We start from the raw sequence: 19,101 nt of genomic DNA on the forward strand, positions 1-19,101 counted from the left end.
GCCTGGGGGGGGGGGGGGTGGGGGGCCGGAGCCTCCGGAGCGGGCGGCATCCAGCCCGCGGGCGCCGCCGGTGCGCCGCCCTCGTCGGCGGGTGCCGGCTCGGGGGGCGGTGGCATCCACCACGGTGCCGGCTCGGGTGCCGGGGGCGGAGCCATCGGGTTGTCCAATGCGACGGTCTCGCCGTTCTCGGCCGGGGGGTCACTGGGAACGTCGCGTTGCGTGGGAGCGGACAGGACGCGACCGCAGACCGGCCACGCACCGCGTCCCTGGCGCGCCAGCACGTTCTCGGCGATGGCGATCTGCTGCTCGCGGCTGGCCTGGTGTGCCACCGGGGCGTACTTGCCGCCGCCGTTGCTGCTCCAGGTGCTCGGCGAGAACTGCAGGCCGCCGTGGTAGCCGTTGCCGGTGTTGATGCCCCAGTTGTTACCGGATTCGCATCGGGCGACGTGGTCCCATTCGTCATCGGTGGCCGCGGCGGCGTGCCCGGCGAGGGCAAGGCTGCCGCCACCGATCACTGCACCGGTGAAGGCGATTTTGGCGATGTTGACGTTCGACTGGGTGGGCTTGCGATGCCGTCCACTCATACGGTGGTGAATTCCTCTCTGTCTACGCCTGCGAGGTCAGCGTCGGGTTCGGGCCAACACAACTGCCCGGCATTAACGCACCGTGGTGCGTGCTATGGCTTCACCCCAAGGGGCCGAGGGTGGCCCCAGGTCCGCTCGCGGCGGACCGGTCGGGTCCCCCGCCTCCATCCATCAGGTATTCGTCGGTTTCCCCGCCCGTTGGATGGAGTTCGGCGCTACGGGAGGGGAAAGGCGGATCGATCGGAAGATTTTCGATGCACCCGGAGATGTACCGTAACCGGTCTTACTGGCATCGTCACGCTTGGCGCGCCCGGGTGTTTTCACTGCTGGTTCTTCTCAAAACACCAGGAAACGGCCGCGTTAGCGCAGGTCAGAGCATGGTCTACCAAGCTGTTGTCAGTCCGTGATCAATTCGTTATGTGACGTAAATCATGTCCCCCGCCGGGGTTGATTCGACGGTCCAGCTTCGCCTCTCCCTCGTCGAGGCTCGCTATCCGCCGGCGAATGGCGGCAGTACGTCGATGGTCTCGCCGGGCTGAAGCGGCGCCGCCTGGTCGCGCACCGCGACCCCGTCACGTAGGTAGGAGCAGCGTCCCAGGACCGTCGCCAGCCGCTCATTTCCGCGTGCGAGCGTCTCGGCGAGCTCGGCGACGCCGGCGCCGGTCGGAACCTGGATGCTCTCCGATTCGACGCCGGCGGCCGCTCGCGCCGCGGCGAAGTAGCGGACGGTCACCGCAACGGCGGTGGGGCTGTCGATCTGCTGCGTCATGGGTCAACCACCTATCGCACTCATCGGGCGATCCGGCTGAATGAAATCCGGATCGTTGATGCCATGGCCGGCCTTCTTGGTCCACATGGCGGCACGCCATGCCTGCTCGATGGCGTCGTCGTCGGAGCCGTTCCGCAACAGGGCCCGTAGGTCGGATTCCTCGGCGGCGAACAGGCAGTTGCGGATCTGGCCGTCGGCGGTCAGCCGGGTCCGGTCGCAGTCACCGCAGAACGGGCGTGACACCGAGGCGATGATCCCGAAGGTGCCGGCCGGGTGGTCCGGGCCCTCGTCCACCAGCCAGACCTCGGCCGGCGCGGAGCCGCGCGGCTTCGGGTCGGGTCGCAGCGCGAACTGGGTCTGCACCAGCTCCAGCAGTTGCTCCACACCGAGGCCGGCGTCGCGGTTCCAGTTGTGGTCGGCGTCCAGCGGCATCATCTCGATGACCCGCAACTGGTAGCCGTGCTGCAAGCAGAAGCGCAGCAGGTTGACGATGTCCTCGCCGGCGACCTTGGGCGCGAGTACGGCGTTGACCTTGATCGGCTTCATGCCGGCCTGCGCGGCGGCGTCCAGGCCGTCGAGCACGTCGGGCAGCCGGTCCCGCCGGGTGATCTCGGCGAAGTGGGCGCGGTCGACGGTGTCCAGCGACACGTTGATCCGGTCCAGTCCGGCCGCCACCAGGGCGCCGGCGCGCCGGGCCAGCCCCAGGCCGTTGGTGGTCAGCGCGATCTCGGGACGCGGCTGCAGGCTCGCCGCGGCGGCCACCACGTCCTCGAGGTGGCGGGCCAGCAACGGCTCGCCGCCGGTGAACCGGATGTCGGTGATGCCCAGCCGGGTGACGCCGATCCGCATCAGCCGGATCAGCTCGTCGTCTTGTAGGAGGTGCTGGCTGGGAATCCAGTCCAGGCCCTCGGCCGGCATGCAGTAGGTACAGCGCAGGTTGCACCGGTCGGTCAGGGAGATCCGCAGGTCGGTGTGCACTCGGCCGAACGTGTCGACCAGCGGGCCAGCGGTCGGCATCTGTTGGGCGATGGCTCGCTGCACGGCTTCATCGAAGGCTTGCCGGGCGACGACGTTCTTGTCGTCCGCGCCGGCGTCCACCTGCGGTGATGGGGTCTGCAGATCCCGTTGCCTCAACGTCATGTGCGTATCCGATTCGGTTGGCCGGAGGGCGACCAGAACCCGTTCGGCGTCTGGCGCACGTCGTCTCCAGCGGCGCCACCAGCTTACCGAGTAAACCGGGGTGCTCATGCGGGCCTGGTCCGAGTAAGATTGGCAGCCGACGCGTCCTGCGCAGGCGGGACGCTTCCTTTATGTCCCCCGAGTGCGTGATCGTCCAAGACAAGCAGGTGAGACCAGTGCCGACCGGCAAGGTGAAGTGGTACGACGCCGCCAAGGGCTTCGGCTTCCTGTCCCAGGAGGAAGGCGAGGACGTCTACGTCCGCGCCTCGGCCCTGCCGGACGGCGTGGAGGGTCTCAAGGCGGGCCAGCGGGTGGAGTTCGGCGTCGCCGCCGGCCGTCGCGGACCGCAGGCGCTGACCGTCACGCTGATCGATCCGCCGCCGAGCCTGACCCGCAGCCGCCGGGAGGCCGCGCCGGCCGAGCACAAGCACAGCCCCGACGAGCTGCACGGCATGGTCGAGGACATGATCACCCTGCTCGAAGGCACGGTGCAGCCCGAACTGCGCAAGGGCAAATATCCCGACCGCAAGACCGCCCGGCAGATCTCCGAGGTGGTCAAGGCCGTGGCGCGCGAGCTCGACGCCTAGCCAAGGCCGAGGTGTAGCGGAAGGCCTGATCGGGGAACACCGGTTGATAATCGCTCGACGACGAGCGCCGTCAAACCGGGAGGTGCGGTGATGGCACAGCAGGTCACCGAGGAGCAAGCCAGGGCCGTCGCGGAGGAATCCCGCGAAAGTGGTTGGGACAAACCGTCCTTCGCCAAGGGACTGTTTTTGGGGCGTTTCCCGCTCGAACTGATTCACCCGTTTCCCCGGCCGTCGGATGACGATGCCGCGCGCACCGAGGAATTCCTGGGCAGGCTGCGGGAGTTCCTCGACACCGTCGATAGCGCCGTCATCGAACGCGACGCCCGGATTCCGGACGAATACGTCAAGGGTCTGGCCGAGCTCGGCTGTTTCGGGCTGAAGATCCCGCGCGAGTACGGCGGTCTGGGCATGTCGCAGGTCGCCTACAACCGGGCGCTGGTGATGGTGTCCAGTGTGCACGCCAGCCTGGGGGCGCTGCTGAGTGCGCATCAGTCGATCGGGGTGCCCGAACCGCTCAAACTGGCCGGCACCGAGGAACAGAAGCAGAAGTTCCTGCCGCGGTGTGCGGCCGGGGCGGTGTCGGCGTTCCTGCTGACCGAGCCCGACGTCGGATCCGACCCGGCCCGGCTGGCATCGACCGCGACACCGATCGAGGACGGCGCCGCTTATGAGTTGGAGGGCGTGAAGCTCTGGACCACCAACGGCGTCGTCGCCGACCTGTTGGTGGTGATGGCCCGCGTGCCCAAGGTCGACGGGCATCGCGGCGGGATCAGTGCCTTCGTGGTGGAAGCCGACTCGCCCGGGATCACCGTCGAACGCCGCAATGCGTTCATGGGGTTGCGCGGGATCGAGAACGGGGTGACCCGGCTCCATGCGGTCCGGGTGCCCGCCGAGAACCTGATCGGGCGCGAGGGCGACGGCCTGAAGATCGCCTTGACCACTCTCAACGCCGGGCGCCTGGCGATCCCTGCGATGGCGACCGGATCGGCGAAGTGGTCGCTGAAGATCGCCCGGGAGTGGTCCCGGGAGCGGGTCCAGTGGGGCAGGCCGGTCGGCGAGCACGAGGCGGTGGCCAAGAAGATCGCGTTCATCGCCGCCACCGGCTACGCGCTGGAGGCGGTGTTGGAGCTGTCCGGTCAGATGGCCGACGAAGACCGCAATGACATCCGGATCGAGGCGGCGCTGGCCAAGCTGTGGTCCAGCGAGATGGCCTGTGTCATCGCCGACGAGTTGCTGCAGATTCGCGGGGGCCGCGGTTATGAGACCGCGGAGTCACTCGCCGCCCGCGGGGAGCGTGCGGTACCGGTGGAACAACTGGTGCGCGACCTGCGGATCAACCGCATCTTCGAGGGGTCCAGCGAGATCATGCGGCTGCTGATCGCGCGCGAGGCCGTCGACCCACACCTGAGCGCCGCCGGGGAGCTCGCCAACCCCAAAGCCGGTCTGCGGCAGAAGGCCCAATCGGCCGCCGGAGCCAGCGGATTCTACTCAAAGTGGTTGCCGCAATTGGTTTTCGGCGAAGGTCAGCGTCCCACCGGTTACCGCGAGTTCGGCCGGTTGGCGGCGCATCTGCGCTTTGTCGAACGGCATTCGCGCAAGCTGGCGCGCAACACGTTCTACGGCATGGCGCGCTGGCAGGCCGGCTTGGAGAAAAAGCAGGGCTTTTTGGGCCGCGTCGTCGACATCGGGGCGGAGCTGTTCGCGATGGCAGCGGTCTGCGTGCACGCGGAGGCGCAACGGGCGGCAGATTCCGCCGAAGGGCAGCAGGCCTACCAGCTGGCCGACGCGTTCTGTCAGCAGTCGCGTCTGCGGGTCGAGGCGCTGTTCGCCGCGTTGTGGGCCAACACCGACGACACCGACGTCGCGCTGGCCCACGCGGTGCTCGAGGACCGCCATACCTGGCTGGAGGACGGCATCCTCGATCCGTCGGAAGGCACCGGGCCGTGGATCGCGCACTGGGAGCCGGGTGCCTCCGAGGAACCCAATCTGGCCCGGCACTTCGGGGCCGACTCTGCTGTGCAGCAAAGCTGAGCTCAGCTTTGCACGACCGTGGCACGCTGGTAACCATGGCCTCCTACGTTGCTGCCGGTGGCGATTTCGAACGCGACACCGACTACATCACCACCCGGATCACCGCCGACGGCCGCGACGGCTACCCCGTCGAGCCCGGCCGCTACCGGCTGATCGTTGCGCGGGCCTGCCCGTGGGCCAACCGCACCATCATCGTGCGGCGACTGCTCGGGCTGGAAGACGTTATCTCCATTGGGTTTTGCGGACCGACCCACGATCAGCGCAGTTGGACCTTCGACCTCGATCCCGGCGGTGTGGACCCGGTGCTGAAGATCCCACGATTGCAGGACGCCTACTTCAAGCGCTTTGCGGACTACCCCAAAGGCATCACCGTGCCGGCGATCGTCGACGTGCCCACCGGTGCGGTGGTCACGAACGATTTCGCCCAGATCACCCTGGACTTCTCCACGCAGTGGACGGCCTACCACCGCGACGGCGCCCCGCAGCTGTACCCCGAGCCGCTGCGGGCCGAGATCGACGAGGTGGCACGGCGGATCTACACCGAGATCAACAACGGCGTCTACCGGTGTGGCTTCGCCGGCAGCCAGGACGCCTACAGCGCCGCCTACGACCGGTTGTTCACCGCACTGGACTGGGTCTGCGATCGCCTGGCGGATCAGCGATACCTGGTGGGCGACACCATCACCGAGGCCGACGTGCGGCTGTTCACCACCCTGGCCCGGTTCGATCCGGTCTATCACGGGCACTTCAAATGCAACCGCCAGAAGCTGTCCGAGATGCCGGTGCTATGGGCCTACGCGCGGGACCTGTTCCAGACGCCCGGCTTCGGCGACACCACCGACTTCGTGCAGATCAAGCGGCACTACTACATCGTGCACGCCGACATCAATCCCTCGGGGATCGTTCCCGACGGCCCGGACCTGGCGAATTGGCTTTCGCCCCATGGGCGAGAAGCGCTGGGCGGCAGGCCATTCGGGGACGGGACTCCGCCGGGGCCGGTGCCGGACGCCGAGCGGGTGACCGCCGGGCACGGAGCATGAGGCTCTCGCTCCCGCATTTCGCCGTGCGAATCGCCTTAGCGCGCCGAACGTGTACTGACTGCGACATTCGCCGCGATTTTTCGCATTCGATGCACGTTCGGCGAATCAGGAACTGTCGCCCCGGTGCCACTGCAGGCCCACCGCCCATTCGGCGTGCGGCACCGCGAACGTCTCGTCGGTATCCCGGTCCACGACCAGGGTGAGCAACTGCACCACCAGACCGCGTAGCGGGCCGCGTTGCGGATCGACGGTGGGGACGGTGACCGCCAGGGTGCTGCCCGGCGAATACATCTCGCCGGTGGCATCGCCCGGGTCGTCGTAGAGCCGCAGCAGCCGCCACGGCGCCCGGCTGATCACGCTGCTCACCGAGAGCTGGACCGGATGGCGCTCGTCGACCGCCAGCGTGCCCTTCGCCTCGGTCACGAAGCACTCGTCGAGGTCGAGTACATCGCAGTACAGGTACGGCCCGGCATGGGTGAGGCGCCCGTGGGAGTAGGCGCTGATCTGCGGCGGCGTCGGGGTCCCGCGGCTGAACCACCAGGTACCGAACCCGGCGAGCGCCGATACCGCCACCACCAGCACCGCCACCAGCACGGCCATCGAGCGTTTCACCTGTTCATCACCCCTGTCTCGCCGGGTCGCGGCGGGCGCCGTCGTGCTCGATCAGCACCGGGCGGTTGCCCCCCAGACCGGGGATCAACGAGTCGCCGTGGAAGGAAAGGATGGTCTGGGCCAGCCCCGGGATCAGCAGCGCGGTGATCGCGGTGAAGCCCACCCACAGGTCGGTATATACCAGTACCCCCAGCGCGCCGCCGAGCACCCAGGCCAGTTGCAGGGTGGATTCGGTGCGGCCGAACGCCGACGCCCGCGACTCCTCGGGCAGGTCGTCCTGCAGCGCGGCGTCCAGCGACGCCTTCGCGACCGCGCTGGCACCGGAGGTGATCAGGGCGGCGATGGCCGCCATCACCAGGGTTCCGGCCACCGCCGCCGCCAGCGCGACGGCGGTCACGGCCATGGTGCAGCGCACCACCAGCACCGCGGGCCGGCCCAGTTGCAGCCGGGCGCTGGTGAGGTTGCCGGCGAAGTTACCCAGCCCGGCCGCGGCGCCGATCAGCCCGAGAATGCCCAGCTGCACCCAGCCGTTGGCATCGTGCTGTTTGGCCACGAACGCCGGGTAGAGGAACAGGAAACCCACCATGGCCTTGATCGTGCAGTTGCCCCAGACCGCGGCGATGATGTTGCGGCCCAGCGGTTGGCGCAGCGGTTGGCTCAGTGCCCCGCCGGCCCGTTTGACCTGTTCGGGCCAGCTGCGGCGACGCTCGTTCGAGCGGTAACTCAAGGTGGTCGGGATCTCGCCGGTGGTCACCTCGACCCACCGCGGGATCCGCATCGCCAGGCCGGCACCTGCCATCGAGACCGCGACGACCACGAACAGCGCCCCGGGCTGGTGAAGCAGCCGGGTGAAGACGTATTCGGCGCCCGCGGCGATGCCGCCGCCGACGATCGTGCCGCCGAGCAGACCGAACATCGTCAATCGGGAATTGACCCGCACCAGGTCGATCGACGGGGGCATCACCCGCGGCGTCACCGCGCTGCGCAGCACCGTGAACGACTTGGAGAACACCATCATGGCCAGCGCGCACGGGTAGAGCACCCAGGAGCCGAAGGTGCCGGCGGCGCCGTCGTAGTTGGCGATCAGCACCAGAGCCAGCACGGTACGCAGCGCGAACGACAAAGCGAGCGCCGCACGCCGGCCGTGCTGGATGCGGTCCAGCGCCGGTCCGATCAGCGGCGCGACCACCGCGAACGGGGCGATCGTCACCAACAGGTACAGCGCCACCCGGCCCTTGCTCTCCCCGGTGGCCGCGGCGAAGAACAAGGTGTTGGCCAACGCCACGGCCATCGCCGCGTCCACCGCGAAGTTGGCGACCACCGGCCAGGTCAGCGCGGTCAGGCCGGACTTGTCGGCGCCGTCGGCGGTGGCGGCCCGCTGCACCAGCCCGTACATCCGGGAGCCCATTTCGCGGCTGCGGGCCGCGGCCACCCGGGTCACCGTGACGCGGTCCGCGGTGCCGGCGCCCTCGGGCGGGCTGTGCCGGCGGGGCGCCTCGCTGTGGTCGCGCAGCGGCGGCAGGTAGCGGTTGGCGCTGGGCATCGGCGGGCGCTGCCGCTGGTCACTGGGGTAGTTGGCCATGCCGGGATGCTCGGCGGCCGAGCCGTTTCCGGGTCCGGAGCCAGGACGACGGCGCCGGCCCGGGTCGGGGAGATCACGCCGCCGTGCAGACACAATTCGATTCTTCCCTATGACGAACGCCCCGCCGTGCAGGCCGCGATTGTGCCTGCGTGTGGCTGAGCGGACCGTGCTGCGGCAGTATAGGGACGTCATTCCAGTGAAAAGGACCCGCGTGATGCGACCCAGCGCAGATTCAGACACCGCGACCATCGCCGTGCCCGCGGTGCTGGCCGCGGCCGTCGACCAGGCCCGCGCGGCCGTGGCCGAGTTCAGCGGCGCCGACACCGTCGGTGAGCACCTGGGCGTCGACTACGAGGACGCGACCGCTGCCACCCATCGGTTCGCCGCGCTGCTGCCCGGCTACCAGGGCTGGCAGTGGGCCGTCGTCGTCGCCGCCATCCCGGGCGCCGCGCACTCCACCATCAGCGAGATGGTGCTGGTTCCCGGACCCACCGCCCTGTTGGCGCCGGAGTGGGTGCCGTGGGACCAGCGGGTCCGGCCCGGCGACCTGGGTCCGGGGGACCTGCTGGCACCGCCCGCCGACGATCCGCGACTGGTCCCGGGCTACACCGCCAGCGGCGACCCGGAACTCGACGAGGTGGCCGGTGAGATCGGTCTGGGCCGGCGGTGGCTGATGAGCCCGTTGGGCCGGGCCGAGGCGGCCCAGCGCTGGCATGACGGCGAGTACGGTCCGGAGTCGGCGATGGCGCGCTCGACCAGACGGGTCTGCCGGGACTGCGGCTTCTACCTGCCGCTGGCCGGCGTGCTCGGCACGGCGTTCGGGGCCTGCGGCAACGAGATGTCCGCCGACGGCCGGGTGGTCGACGCCGAGTACGGCTGTGGCGCCCACAGTGACACCCCGGCACCGGCGGGCACCGGTTCCCCGGCCCATGACCCTTACGACGACGGCGTGCTGGAGATCGTCGAGAGCGCTGCCCCCGCCGAGATCGCCCCTGCCGAACCGGCTGAAGAGGTGGCCGCCGAACCGGCTGAAGAGGTGGCCGAAGCCCCGGCCGAAACCGGCACTGCCGTCGAAATCGACACTGCCGCCGAAACACCGGCCGCCGAAACACCGGCCGCCGAAGCCCCCGCCGAACCGGAAGAGCCGGACACTCCTTAGCCGAAGTTGAACAGGTACTCGCCCGGGAGCACCAGGGCCATGGTGTAGATGGTGTTGATCACCAGCCCCGGCAGCCCGAGCACATAGTTGATGATGTCCCGCGGGATGTCGATCGCCTCGCTGAAGGCCATCCCGAAGTCGAGGCTGGCCAGGCTGGTGATGACGTTCTGGACGTCGTTGAACAACGTCCCCGGCAGGCTGAACAGGCTGTTGAAGAACCCTTGGGCGGCAGCCAATTCCGCGTTGAACAGACCGGCGATATCGAACGCGTCGGCGGTGCCCGGTGTATCGAAGGCGGCCACGTCGGCGATGATGCCGTCGATGCCGTCGACCAGCGCGCTGCCGGTCAACGCCACCTCGGTGGAGACCGCGGCTACCTCGGCGGCCGCCTGCGTGACGATCTCCGGTGCCGCTGCCACCGGCGCCAGGCCGGCGGCCAGCAGTACCGCGGTTGCTGCGATGCCGCTCAGCATTCGAGTGCCGGACTGCGTTGCCTCCATGGCTCCCTCCCACTTTCGTCGAAGGACATTACCCCACTTGCGGGACGCGTCAGCGGTGTTCGGCGGCTGCCTTGATGCGCGCCAATGAGGCGTTCATGCCCGCGATCAACTCCTGCTCGAAGTTCTCGACCCCGCCCATGAACTTGTTCGTCAAAAACGTGGACACCGAGGTGATTCCGTCGTCGGCGTGCCGGCTCTCGGTGACCCGGGTGCCCTCGGCGGTCGGCTCGAGTTCATAGCTCCACACGCTGTGGTTCTCGGTGACCCGGAAGGCCAGCTTGCGATCCGGGACGTACTCGGTGATGACGGAGCTGGTGGGCCAGTAGAGCCTGCCGCGCCGGTTGACGTTGATGGTGCGGGTGCCCGAACGAACCGCGCCCAGCGGTTTCATCCACCGGCACTGCGGGCTCCACTCCGGCATCCGCCGGAAGTCGGAGATCAGGTTCCATACCTCGGTGACCGGTGCTTTGATGTCGATCTCTGCCTGCAACAGCGGGGCTGCCATTTCATTCCTCCTTGAATCCGCAACTTTATTCGTGTTCCAGCCCGGATTGGGCGCCGCGCGCGCCGCGCCGTGCCGCGCCGCGCTGCAACAGAAAGATCGTGGTGCCCAGCACGCCGACGCCCAAGCCGGCAACGCTGACCGGCCGCCACTCCTGGAGCGCCGGTACCGCGAACGCCGCGACGGTCGCGCCGCCGAAGCCGGCGACCCCGGCGCCGATCACCGGCCAGACGCGCAGCAGCGCGGCCGGCAGCGGCGGCGGCTCGGGGGAGGGCTCAGGCGGCAGCTGGGGGGTCATCGCCGTTGACGTTAGCGCGTCGCCGGTAATGTTCGGCCAGTGGCCAGGGTCATCGACGTCGTCGATATCACTGACCCCGCCGATTCTCGGCTGGACGATTTCCGCGACCTGAACAGCATCGACCGTCGCCCGGACCTGCCCACCGGCAAGGGGCTGGTGATCGCCGAAGGGGTGCTGGTGGTGCAGCGGATGCTGGCCTCGCGCTTCGCACCCCGGGCGTTGCTGGGCACCGAGCGCCGGCTCACGGAGTTGGCGCCGGACCTCACCGGCGTCCCAGGAGTGCCCTATTACCGGGTGTCGCCCGAGGTGATGGCCGAGGTGGTGGGTTTTCACCTCAACCGCGGTGTGCTGGCCGCCGCCTCACGAGTGTCCGAGCCGACGGTGGCAGATTTGGTCGCCGGCGCCCGGACCATCGCGGTGCTCGAGGGTGTGAACGACCACGAGAACCTGGGGTCGATCTTCCGCAACGGCGCCGGCCTGGGCGTCGACGCGGTGGTATTCGGCAGTGGCTGCGCCGACCCGCTGTACCGGCGTGCGGTGCGCGTGTCGATGGGGCACGCCCTGCTGGTGCCGTTCGCCCGGTCGGCGGACTGGCCGGCTGATCTGGCGATGCTGCGGCAGAGCGGGTTTCGCCTGCTGGCCATGACCCCGGACCCGGGGGCCGAGACGCTGTCGACGGCGATGGCGAAGGTGCGCGGCGAGCCGGTGGCCGTGCTGGTCGGCGCCGAAGGACCGGGTCTATCGCAGCAGACCATGCGTGCCAGCGATGTTCGGGTGCGCATCCCGATGTCGCGAGGCACCGACTCCCTCAACGTCGCGACGGCGGCCGCGCTGGCGTTCTACGAGCGCACTAGGCTGCCGGAATGAGTTCCACCCAAACCACGCCGTGGGCAACGGGTTTGACCGTGGCGGCGTTCGTCGCAGCAGTCTCGGGAACCGCCATCGCGGTGCTGAGCCTGGGATTGACCCGGGTGCACCCCGCGGTGGCAGTCGGGCTCAACCTGATCGCGGTGGGCGGGCTGGCGCCCACGGTCTGGGGCTGGCGGCGCGCCCCGGTGTTGCGGTGGTTGGCGCTGGGCGCCGCAATCGGCGTGGCGGGAGCGTGGCTCGTGCTGGTGGTGCTGGTCGCTCAGCGCTGACCGGTCGAGCCGGTTGAGCGCACCCCGAGCAGTACGTCCTCCCAACCGGGGACCGACGGCTTGCTGCGACGGGACCGGGCCGTCGAGCGCTGGCGGACCGGCTCCTCGTCCGCCACCGGCGGGGCGGCCGGCTCCTCGAAGTCCAGCTCGGCGACCGTGGCCACCGGCCGCAGTGGACGGTCGAAGTCCGGGTCGATCAGCTCCATCGCCGAGTCGTCGACGGCCGTCACCGTGCCGCCGTGCGCGCCCGGGGCGAACCGGAAGTGCGCGACGTTGTCGGAGCGGCCCGCCTTCCAGGCCAGCTGCACCGTCCAGCGTCCGTCGTCGTTGCGCCACGCGTCCCAACTGCTGTGATCGGGGTTGAGGCCGCGCCCCATCAGCGCACTGCTGACCACCTCGAGCAGCGTCGCCACCGCCGGCCCGTCGGCCAGCACCGGGTGCGCGGCGGCGGCCAGCTCCGCGGCGCGCGACCGCTCCAGCAGCACCGGGTGGGCGAACCGCTCCACTCGGGAGACGTCCACGCCGGCCGCCGCGGCCACCTGCTCGACCGACGCACCGGCGCGGATACGGGATTGGATGTCCTTCGGACGCAGCATGATCCCTCCCAGATCGATCTGGGTCTGCCCGACACGGTTGCCCTCTCCGCGCACCGATGACCGCAGCCGGTCGTCGATACGCAGTCGGAACATGTCGGCGCGTTCGTCCTCACCGCAGACGCTCTCGCAGATGACGTGTTTGCCGTCGACGTCAAGACCTACGACTGTCAATTCCTTCATGACTTCTCCTCGCGAAGGCCCGTTAGCTGCGGACTCTAGTGCAGCAACCGGCCGCGGCAGCGGTGACACGCTGGCCTTATAACGAGTTGATTACGGCGGTTCGGCGGGTCGCGCTCAGAGCCTTTCCACGACCCAGTCCACGCACTGCGTCAGTGCGCTGACGTCGTCGGGCTCGATTGCCGGGAACATCGCGATCCGCAGCTGGTTGCGGCCCAGCTTGCGGTAGGGCTCGGTGTCGACGATGCCGTTGGCTCGCAGCACCTTGGCCACCGCGGCGGCGTCCACCTCGTCGACGAAGTCGATGGTGCCCACCACCTGTGACCGCAGCGCCGGGTCGGCGACGAACGGTGTGGTGAACGGCCGCTCCTGCGCCCAGGAGTACAGCCGCTGCGACGAATCCGCGGTGCGCTTGACCGCCCAGTCCAGCCCGCCGTTGCCCAACATCCAGTCCAGCTGCTCGGCCATCAGCGCCAAGGTGGCGATCGCCGGGGTGTTGTAGGTCTGGTTCTTGGTGCTGTTGTCCACCGCGATCGGCAGGGACAGGAACTCCGGCACCCAGCGGCCCGACGCGGCGATCGCCTCGATACGAGCCAGCGCGGCCGGGCTCATGATCGCCAGCCACAGCCCCCCGTCGGAGGCGAAATTCTTCTGCGGGGCGAAGTAGTAGGCGTCGGTCTCGGTGATGTCGACCGGCAGGCCCCCGGCGCCGGACGTCGCATCGATCAGCACCAGGGCGTCACCGGCGCCGTCGGGCCGGTGCACCGGCACCGCCACCCCGGTCGAGGTCTCGTTGTGCGCCCACGCGATGACGTCGACGGACGGGTCGGCGGCCGGCTCGGGGGCGCTGCCGGGCTCGGCCTTGATGATGATCGGGTCACCGACGAAGGGGTTCTTGGCCACCGCCGAGGCGAACTTCGCACTGAACTCGCCATAGGTCAGGTGCAGGGAGCGTTTGTCGACCAGGCCGAACGCCGCGGCGTCCCAGAACGCGGTGGAGCCTCCGTTGCCCAGCACCACCTCATAGCCGTCGGGCACCGAGAACAGCTCGCGGACCCCGGCGCGGACCCGGCCGACCAGGTCTTTGACCGGCGCCTGGCGGTGCGAGGTGCCGAACAGCGGCGCCGCCGTGGTGACCAGCGCGTTCAACTGCTCCGGCCGGACCTTGGAGGGCCCACAACCGAACCGTCCGTCGGCGGGCTTGATGTTGTCCGGGATCGTGAGCTGCTCAGCCATGGTCTCTAGCGTAGACAGCGCCCGGGGGCCGCCTGCACGGCAGGTTTATCGTGACAAAGATCACGCCCGGCGCTCGACACCTGTCACGACCACAGGCGTGGTGCAAGGTCTGGACGGGTAGCCGATACCTGCGGTACCGTTGTACATAACAAGCCCAAATGTAAACGTCAGTGGGGGTGTCTCCGATGGCTCAAAAAACGGCTCAGAAACCGGCCCGAACCGGCATCGTGCGGCGGTGGCGGGCCAACATGGAAGTGTCCGACGACACTGCCTACGTCGACATGCTCAACACCCTGTCGGAAGGCTCGGTGCGGCGGCACTTCAACCCTTACCTCGACATCGACTGGGACAGCCCGGAATTCAAGGTGTTCGAGAATGATCCGCGGTGGATCCTGCCGGCCACCGATCCGCTGGGTAAGCACGCCTGGTACCAGGCGCAGCCCGAGGACCTGCAGATCAAGATCGGCATGTGGCGCCAGGCCAACGTGGCCAAGGTCGGCCTGCACTTCGAGTCCATCCTGATCCGCGGCCTGCTCAACTACGCGTTCTGGGTGCCCAACGGCTCACCGGAGTACCGCTACTGCCTGCACGAGTCGGTCGAGGAGTGCAACCACACCCTGATGTTCCAGGAGATGGTGAACCACATCGGCGCCGACGTGCCCGGCATGCCGCGGTTCCTCAAGTGGCTGGCGGCGTTCATTCCGCTGGTTGCCGGCCCGTTGCCGATCCCGTTCTGGTTCGGCATCCTCGCCGGCGAGGAGCCCATCGACCACATTCAGAAGGACATCCTGCGCGAGGGCAAGACGCTGCACCCGATCATGGAGAAGGTGATGGCGATCCACGTCGCCGAAGAGGCGCGGCACATCTCCTTCGCGCACGAATACCTCAACAAGCGGGTTCCGACCCTGCCGCGTCGCAAGCGGTTCTGGCTCTCGCTGTTCGTGCCGGTCACCATGCGAATCCTGTGCTCGGCGATCGTCGTTCCGCCGAAGGCGTTCTGGCAGGAGTTCGACATTCCCCGCTCGGTGCGCAAGGACGTGTTCTTCGGGTCGGCCGACGCCCGCCGGATGCTGTCGGACATGTTCGCCGACGTGCGGATGCTCTGCCACGACACCGGGCTGATGAACCCGGTCGCCAAGCTGGTGTGGCGGATGTGCCGGATCAACGGGGCGCCGTCGCGCTTCCGGGCCCAGCCGCAGCGCGCGCACCTGTCGCGCGTCGCCTAAGCCAGCGAGTCCGCCGCCTCATGCCGCACGTCATCAGCCAGGCATGCTGTAACGACGCGTCCTGCGTCTTCGCCTGCCCGGTCTACTGCATTCATCCCAGCCCGGATGAACCGGACTTCGCCACCACGGAGATGCTCTACATCGACCCGGACGCCTGCGTGGACTGCGGGGCCTGCGTGCGGGCCTGCCCGGTCGGCGCGATCTACCCGGACACCGCGCTGCCGCCCGAGCAGCTGCCGTTCATCGAGATCAACAAGTCCTACTACCCCAAGCGGCCCGAGGGTGTGAAGCTGCCGCCGACGTCCAAGCTGGCCCCGATCCTGCCGGCCGCCGAAGTACACAAGCGCGGCAGGCATCCGCTGACGGTGGCCATCGTCGGCTCGGGCCCGGCGGCGATGTATGCCGCCGACGAGCTGCTGACCCAGCCCGGTGTGCTGGTCAACGTGTTCGAGAAGCTGCCCACGCCCTACGGGTTGGTGCGTGCCGGGGTGGCCCCGGACCATCAGCACACCAAGCTGGTCACCCGCTTGTTCGACGAGATCTCCCGGCGGCGGGGCTTCAACTTCTTCTTCAATGTCGAGGTCGGCAAGCACCTGAGCCACGCCGACCTGCTTCAGTACCACCACGCCGTGCTGTACGCCTCCGGCGCGCTGCATGACCGCCGGTTAAAGGTCGACGGCATGGACCTGGCCGGCACCGGCACCGCCACCGAACTGGTCGGCTGGTACAACGGGCACCCCGACTTCGTCGATCTGCCGGTCGATCTGAGCCACGAGCGGGTGGTGATCGTCGGCAACGGCAACGTGGCACTCGATGTGGCCCGCATCCTGACCTGTGACCCCGACACGCTGGCTGGCACCGACATCGCCGATCATGCCCTGGCGGTGCTGCGCGAGTCCCGCGTGCAGGAAGTGGTGATCGCGGCACGGCGCGGGCCGATCGACTCCGCGTTCACCCTGCCCGAACTGGTCGGCCTGACCCAGACCGCCGAGGTGGTGCTCGACGCCGAGGACCATGCCCGGGTGCGCAACGACCTGGCGACCGTGCGCGACGACTTCACCCGGCAGAAACTGGAGATCCTGGCCAAGCTGGGTGACGCCGCCGCGCCGGCCTCCCGGCCCCGCATCCGGTTCGCCTACCAGCTGACCCCGGCCCGGGTGATCGGCGAGAACCGCGCCGCCGCAATCGAATTCACTGTCACGGGCACCGACCAGGGCCGCCGGATCGAGGCCGGGCTGGTGCTGACCTCGATCGGCTACCACGGCACCCCGATCGCCGACCTGCCGTTCGACGACGCCGCCGGTGTGGTGCCCAACGAGGGCGGTCGCGTCGTCGACCCGGCCACCGGGCGGCCGGTTGCGGGAGCGTACGTGTCCGGGTGGATCAAGCGTGGGACCAACGGCTTCATCGGTACCAACAAATCCGACTCGCTCAACACGATCCAAGCCCTGGTCGCCGACTACAACGCCGGGGAGCTCAGCGAGCCGATCGGCGGCCCGCGCGCGGTGGCGCGGATGGTGCACGCCCGTCAGCCCGAGGTGATCGACGCCGCCGGCTGGAAGGCCATCGACTCCGCTGAGATCGCCAGCGGCGACGCACAGGACCGGCCGCGGGTGAAGTTCACCCGGGTGCCCGACATGCTCGACGTGGTGGACGATTACTCCGACGTGCCGCTGCTGCAGAACCTGCTGGGAGCGCTGCGGCGGCGTTGATCAGTGATGCCTCGGCGCACCCTCGCCGAGCGTGTACTCGCTGCGAAAAACGCGCAGAATTTCGCGGTGGTCACACGTTCGGCGCAAGTACGACCACGGATCAGCCCACGGGGTGCGAGAGCCGATCCCAGCCGGCAACCGAATCCGCGCTGCGCGGGCCCGGTCCGACGTAGATCGCCGACGGGCGCACCAGCTTGCCCAGCCGCTTCTGCTCCATGATGTGGGCGCACCAGCCCGCGGTGCGCCCGCAGGTGAACATCGCCGGCATCATCGCCGGAGGCACCTCGGCGAAGTCCAGGATCACCGCCGCCCAGAACTCGACGTTGGTCTCGATGGCCCGGTCCGGGCGGCGCTCTCGCAGCTCGGCCAGTGCCGCCTGCTCCAGGGCCGCGGCCACCTCGTAGCGGGGCGCGGCGAGTCGCTTGGCGGTGGCGCGCAGCACCCGGGCGCGCGGGTCCTCGGCGCGGTACACCCGGTGACCGAAGCCCATCAGCTTCTCGCCGCGATCCAGGATGCCCTTGACCACCCCGCGGGCGTCGCCGGAGTCCTCGACCTCGGCGATCATCGGGATCACCCGGGCCGGGGCGCCGCCGTGCAGCGGGCCGCTCATCGCGCCGATCGCACCGGACAGTGCCGCGCCGACGTCGGCGCCGGTGGAGGCGATCACCCGGGCGGTGAACGTCGAGGCGTTCATCCCGTGCTCGGCCGCCGATACCCAGTAGGCGTCGATCGCCTCGACGTGGCTGGGGTCGGGTTCGCCGCGCCAGCGGGTCATAAACCGCTCGGTGATGGTGGAGCAGCCGTCGATCTCGGACTGCGGCACCGGCGTCTGCGAGCCGCGCGCCGACTGCGCGACGTAGGACAGCACCATCACCGCCGCGCGCGCCAACTGGTCACGGGCGGTGGCGTCCTCGGTGTCCAGCAGCGGCTTGAAGCCCCACTGCGGCGCCAGCATCGCCACCGCGGCCTGGGCGTCGACTCGCACATCACCGGTGCGCACCGACAGTTCCTGCGCCTCGGCGGGGGCCAGTGGGCGATTGAAGTCGCCGTCGACCAGCAGGGCCCACACGTCGCCGAAGCTGACGCGAGAAGCCAGGTCCTCGATGTCGACACCGCGGTAGCGCAGCGCGCCGCCGTCCTTGTCCGGTTCAGCGATCTCGGTGGTGAAGGCCACCGTGCCTTCCAGGCCGGCGACGAAGTTATCCGGGACTGCAGCAGTCATGCCTCCGATTCTCCCACTCGCAGACCCGGCAGTTGCTACCGGTCGGTAATGACGGCCGGGATGCGCAACGGCGTAGCGTTGTGCGGTGCACGAGACAGGCCCCGACAACGAGCACCTGGCGGCGATGCGAGTGGAATACCGGGAGAAGGACAACAGCGGCGACCTCGACGTGGACTGGCTCGAGGACGGCTGGGAGGTTTTGCTGCGCAACTGGATCGGCGACGCCGAACGCGCCGGCGTCCCCGAGCCCAACGCCATGGTGCTGGCCACCGTCGAGGACGGCAGACCGGTCAGCCGTTCGGTGCTGTGCAAGAACCTCGACGGCAACGGCGTCACCTTCTTCACCGACGACGGCTCGGCCAAGGCCGCCCAGCTGGCCGCCACGCCGTACGCATCGGCGACGTTTCCCTGGTATCAGCTGGGCCGCCAGGTCCACATCCGCGGCCGGGTCACCAAGACCGACGCCGCGATCCCCGCCGAGTACTGGGCGCACCGGCCCCGGGCGTCGCAGCTGGGTTACTGGGCATCGCAGCAGTCCCAGCCGATCGCCTCGCGCGCGGCGCTGCTCGAGCAGCTCGTCGAGGTCACCGCGCGATTCGCCGACGCCGAACAGGTTCCGGTCGCGCCCACCTGGGCCGGATATGTCATCGCGCCGGAAGTGGTGGAGTTCTGGCAGGGCCGGGAAGGCCGGCTGCACAACAGGATCCGGGTGAGCGGCGGGCGCATCGAGCGCCTACAGCCCTGACAATCGGGTTCTGCCGGTTACTGACTTTACTTTGTAGTAACTTCTCATTCTATTCGGAATTTCTCAGGTTCACGGTTCCAGTAGCGGGAAGGCCGGCGTGAGATGGCTCTTGGCTGTGTTGACGCGAATCGCCGGTCGGCTGCGGTTTCTGCCCGCCGGCGCACTCGGGTGATCGGCGCGGGTGCGGCACTGAGCGCGGTTATAG

20 protein-coding genes and 1 riboswitch are annotated in these 19,101 nt (G+C 69.0%); of the genes, 9 read left to right on the plus strand and 11 right to left on the minus strand.

Annotated features, from left to right (window positions below; all coding sequences use genetic code 11):
• The 3 genes from A5771_RS18895 to moaA all read right to left on the minus strand — a co-directional run.
• The coding region (locus A5771_RS18895; protein ID WP_165612861.1) for a transglycosylase family protein at positions 1-584 on the minus strand (584 nt) is incomplete at its 3' end.
• Positions 585-593: 9 nt separating this feature from the next.
• Positions 594-809, minus strand: a riboswitch (cyclic di-AMP (ydaO/yuaA leader).
• A 265-nt stretch (positions 810-1,074) separates the two neighbouring features.
• A complete protein-coding gene (locus tag A5771_RS18900) occupies positions 1,075-1,353 on the minus strand; it encodes a MoaD/ThiS family protein (protein WP_064856729.1) in 279 nt (92 codons plus the stop codon).
• Positions 1,354-1,356: 3 nt separating this feature from the next.
• Entirely contained in the window at positions 1,357-2,493 is a 1,137-nt protein-coding gene (moaA, locus tag A5771_RS18905) for a GTP 3',8-cyclase MoaA (RefSeq protein ID WP_109401206.1), read from the minus strand.
• 215 nt (positions 2,494-2,708) lie between these two features.
• Here moaA and A5771_RS18910 point away from each other — a divergent pair, with 215 nt between their 5' ends.
• The 3 genes from A5771_RS18910 (at position 2,709) to A5771_RS18920 (ending at position 6,190) form a co-directional block, all read left to right on the plus strand.
• Positions 2,709-3,119 carry a cold-shock protein gene (locus A5771_RS18910; RefSeq protein WP_064856730.1) on the plus strand — a complete coding sequence of 137 codons (411 nt, stop codon included), beginning with the start codon at positions 2,709-2,711 and terminating at the stop codon, positions 3,117-3,119.
• Positions 3,120-3,209: 90 nt separating this feature from the next.
• The gene (locus A5771_RS18915) at positions 3,210-5,150 is read left to right on the plus strand and encodes an acyl-CoA dehydrogenase family protein (protein ID WP_064856770.1); all 1,941 of its coding nucleotides are present in this window, start codon (positions 3,210-3,212) and stop codon (positions 5,148-5,150) included.
• Positions 5,151-5,185: 35 nt separating this feature from the next.
• A complete protein-coding gene (locus A5771_RS18920) occupies positions 5,186-6,190 on the plus strand; it encodes a glutathione S-transferase family protein (RefSeq protein ID WP_064856771.1) in 1,005 nt (334 codons plus the stop codon).
• A 105-nt stretch (positions 6,191-6,295) separates the two neighbouring features.
• Here the strand turns inward: A5771_RS18920 and A5771_RS18925 are convergent, their stop codons facing one another.
• Positions 6,296-6,802, minus strand: a complete 507-nt coding sequence (locus A5771_RS18925) for a DUF2771 domain-containing protein (RefSeq protein WP_064856731.1) — start codon at positions 6,800-6,802, stop codon at positions 6,296-6,298.
• Between the two features lie 7 nt (positions 6,803-6,809).
• Positions 6,810-8,477 carry an MFS transporter gene (locus A5771_RS18930; RefSeq protein WP_064856732.1) on the minus strand — a complete coding sequence of 556 codons (1,668 nt, stop codon included), beginning with the start codon at positions 8,475-8,477 and terminating at the stop codon, positions 6,810-6,812.
• A 121-nt stretch (positions 8,478-8,598) separates the two neighbouring features.
• Between A5771_RS18930 and A5771_RS18935 the strand changes: the two genes are divergently transcribed.
• Positions 8,599-9,543 (plus strand): DUF3027 domain-containing protein, encoded by a 945-nt coding sequence (locus tag A5771_RS18935; protein ID WP_064856733.1) that lies wholly within the window; start codon positions 8,599-8,601, stop codon positions 9,541-9,543.
• Here the strand turns inward: A5771_RS18935 and A5771_RS18940 are convergent.
• From A5771_RS18940 to A5771_RS18950, 3 genes are read right to left on the minus strand one after another with little or no spacing between them, the layout of a single operon-like run.
• Positions 9,540-10,043, minus strand: coding sequence for a hypothetical protein (locus A5771_RS18940; RefSeq protein WP_064856734.1), 504 nt, complete (start codon positions 10,041-10,043; stop codon positions 9,540-9,542). The two genes, A5771_RS18935 and A5771_RS18940, sit on opposite strands and share 4 nt — an antisense overlap.
• Before the next feature lie 49 nt (positions 10,044-10,092).
• Positions 10,093-10,548, minus strand: a complete 456-nt coding sequence (locus A5771_RS18945; protein WP_064856735.1) for an SRPBCC family protein — start codon at positions 10,546-10,548, stop codon at positions 10,093-10,095.
• A 25-nt stretch (positions 10,549-10,573) separates the two neighbouring features.
• On the minus strand, positions 10,574-10,843 hold the full coding sequence (locus tag A5771_RS18950; RefSeq protein ID WP_064856736.1) for a DUF2530 domain-containing protein: 270 nt from the start codon (positions 10,841-10,843) through the stop codon (positions 10,574-10,576).
• 39 nt (positions 10,844-10,882) lie between these two features.
• Here A5771_RS18950 and A5771_RS18955 point away from each other — a divergent pair, with 39 nt between their 5' ends.
• A complete protein-coding gene (locus tag A5771_RS18955; protein WP_064856737.1) occupies positions 10,883-11,710 on the plus strand; it encodes a TrmH family RNA methyltransferase in 828 nt (275 codons plus the stop codon).
• On the plus strand, positions 11,707-11,982 hold the full coding sequence (locus tag A5771_RS18960; RefSeq protein ID WP_064856738.1) for a DUF2537 domain-containing protein: 276 nt from the start codon (positions 11,707-11,709) through the stop codon (positions 11,980-11,982). The genes A5771_RS18955 and A5771_RS18960 overlap by 4 nt, the downstream gene beginning before the upstream one ends.
• Here the strand turns inward: A5771_RS18960 and sepH are convergent.
• Positions 11,973-12,758, minus strand: a complete 786-nt coding sequence (gene sepH / locus A5771_RS18965) for a septation protein SepH (RefSeq protein WP_064856739.1) — start codon at positions 12,756-12,758, stop codon at positions 11,973-11,975. The genes A5771_RS18960 and sepH overlap by 10 nt on opposite strands.
• A 114-nt stretch (positions 12,759-12,872) precedes the next feature.
• Positions 12,873-13,991, minus strand: a complete 1,119-nt coding sequence (gene serC / locus A5771_RS18970; RefSeq protein WP_064856740.1) for a phosphoserine transaminase — start codon at positions 13,989-13,991, stop codon at positions 12,873-12,875.
• Positions 13,992-14,176: 185 nt separating this feature from the next.
• On the opposite strand from serC, the gene A5771_RS18975 reads away from it, so the two are divergent.
• Both A5771_RS18975 and A5771_RS18980 read left to right on the plus strand, forming a co-directional pair.
• Positions 14,177-15,217 carry an AurF N-oxygenase family protein gene (locus A5771_RS18975; protein WP_064856741.1) on the plus strand — a complete coding sequence of 347 codons (1,041 nt, stop codon included), beginning with the start codon at positions 14,177-14,179 and terminating at the stop codon, positions 15,215-15,217.
• Between the two features lie 20 nt (positions 15,218-15,237).
• Positions 15,238-16,929 carry an FAD-dependent oxidoreductase gene (locus A5771_RS18980; protein ID WP_064856742.1) on the plus strand — a complete coding sequence of 564 codons (1,692 nt, stop codon included), beginning with the start codon at positions 15,238-15,240 and terminating at the stop codon, positions 16,927-16,929.
• 100 nt (positions 16,930-17,029) lie between these two features.
• Here the strand turns inward: A5771_RS18980 and A5771_RS18985 are convergent, their stop codons facing one another.
• Positions 17,030-18,151 carry a citrate synthase 2 gene (locus A5771_RS18985; protein ID WP_064856743.1) on the minus strand — a complete coding sequence of 374 codons (1,122 nt, stop codon included), beginning with the start codon at positions 18,149-18,151 and terminating at the stop codon, positions 17,030-17,032.
• Positions 18,152-18,236: 85 nt separating this feature from the next.
• Here A5771_RS18985 and pdxH point away from each other — a divergent pair, with 85 nt between their 5' ends.
• Positions 18,237-18,896: a pyridoxamine 5'-phosphate oxidase gene (gene pdxH / locus A5771_RS18990; RefSeq protein ID WP_267887476.1), complete on the plus strand. Its 660-nt coding sequence runs from the start codon at positions 18,237-18,239 to the stop codon at positions 18,894-18,896.
• The last annotated feature ends 205 nt before the right edge of the window (positions 18,897-19,101 follow it).

It is taken from the genome of Mycolicibacter sinensis, from assembly GCF_001667375.1.
Classification (GTDB): Bacteria; Actinomycetota; Actinomycetes; order Mycobacteriales; family Mycobacteriaceae; genus Mycobacterium; species Mycobacterium sinense_A.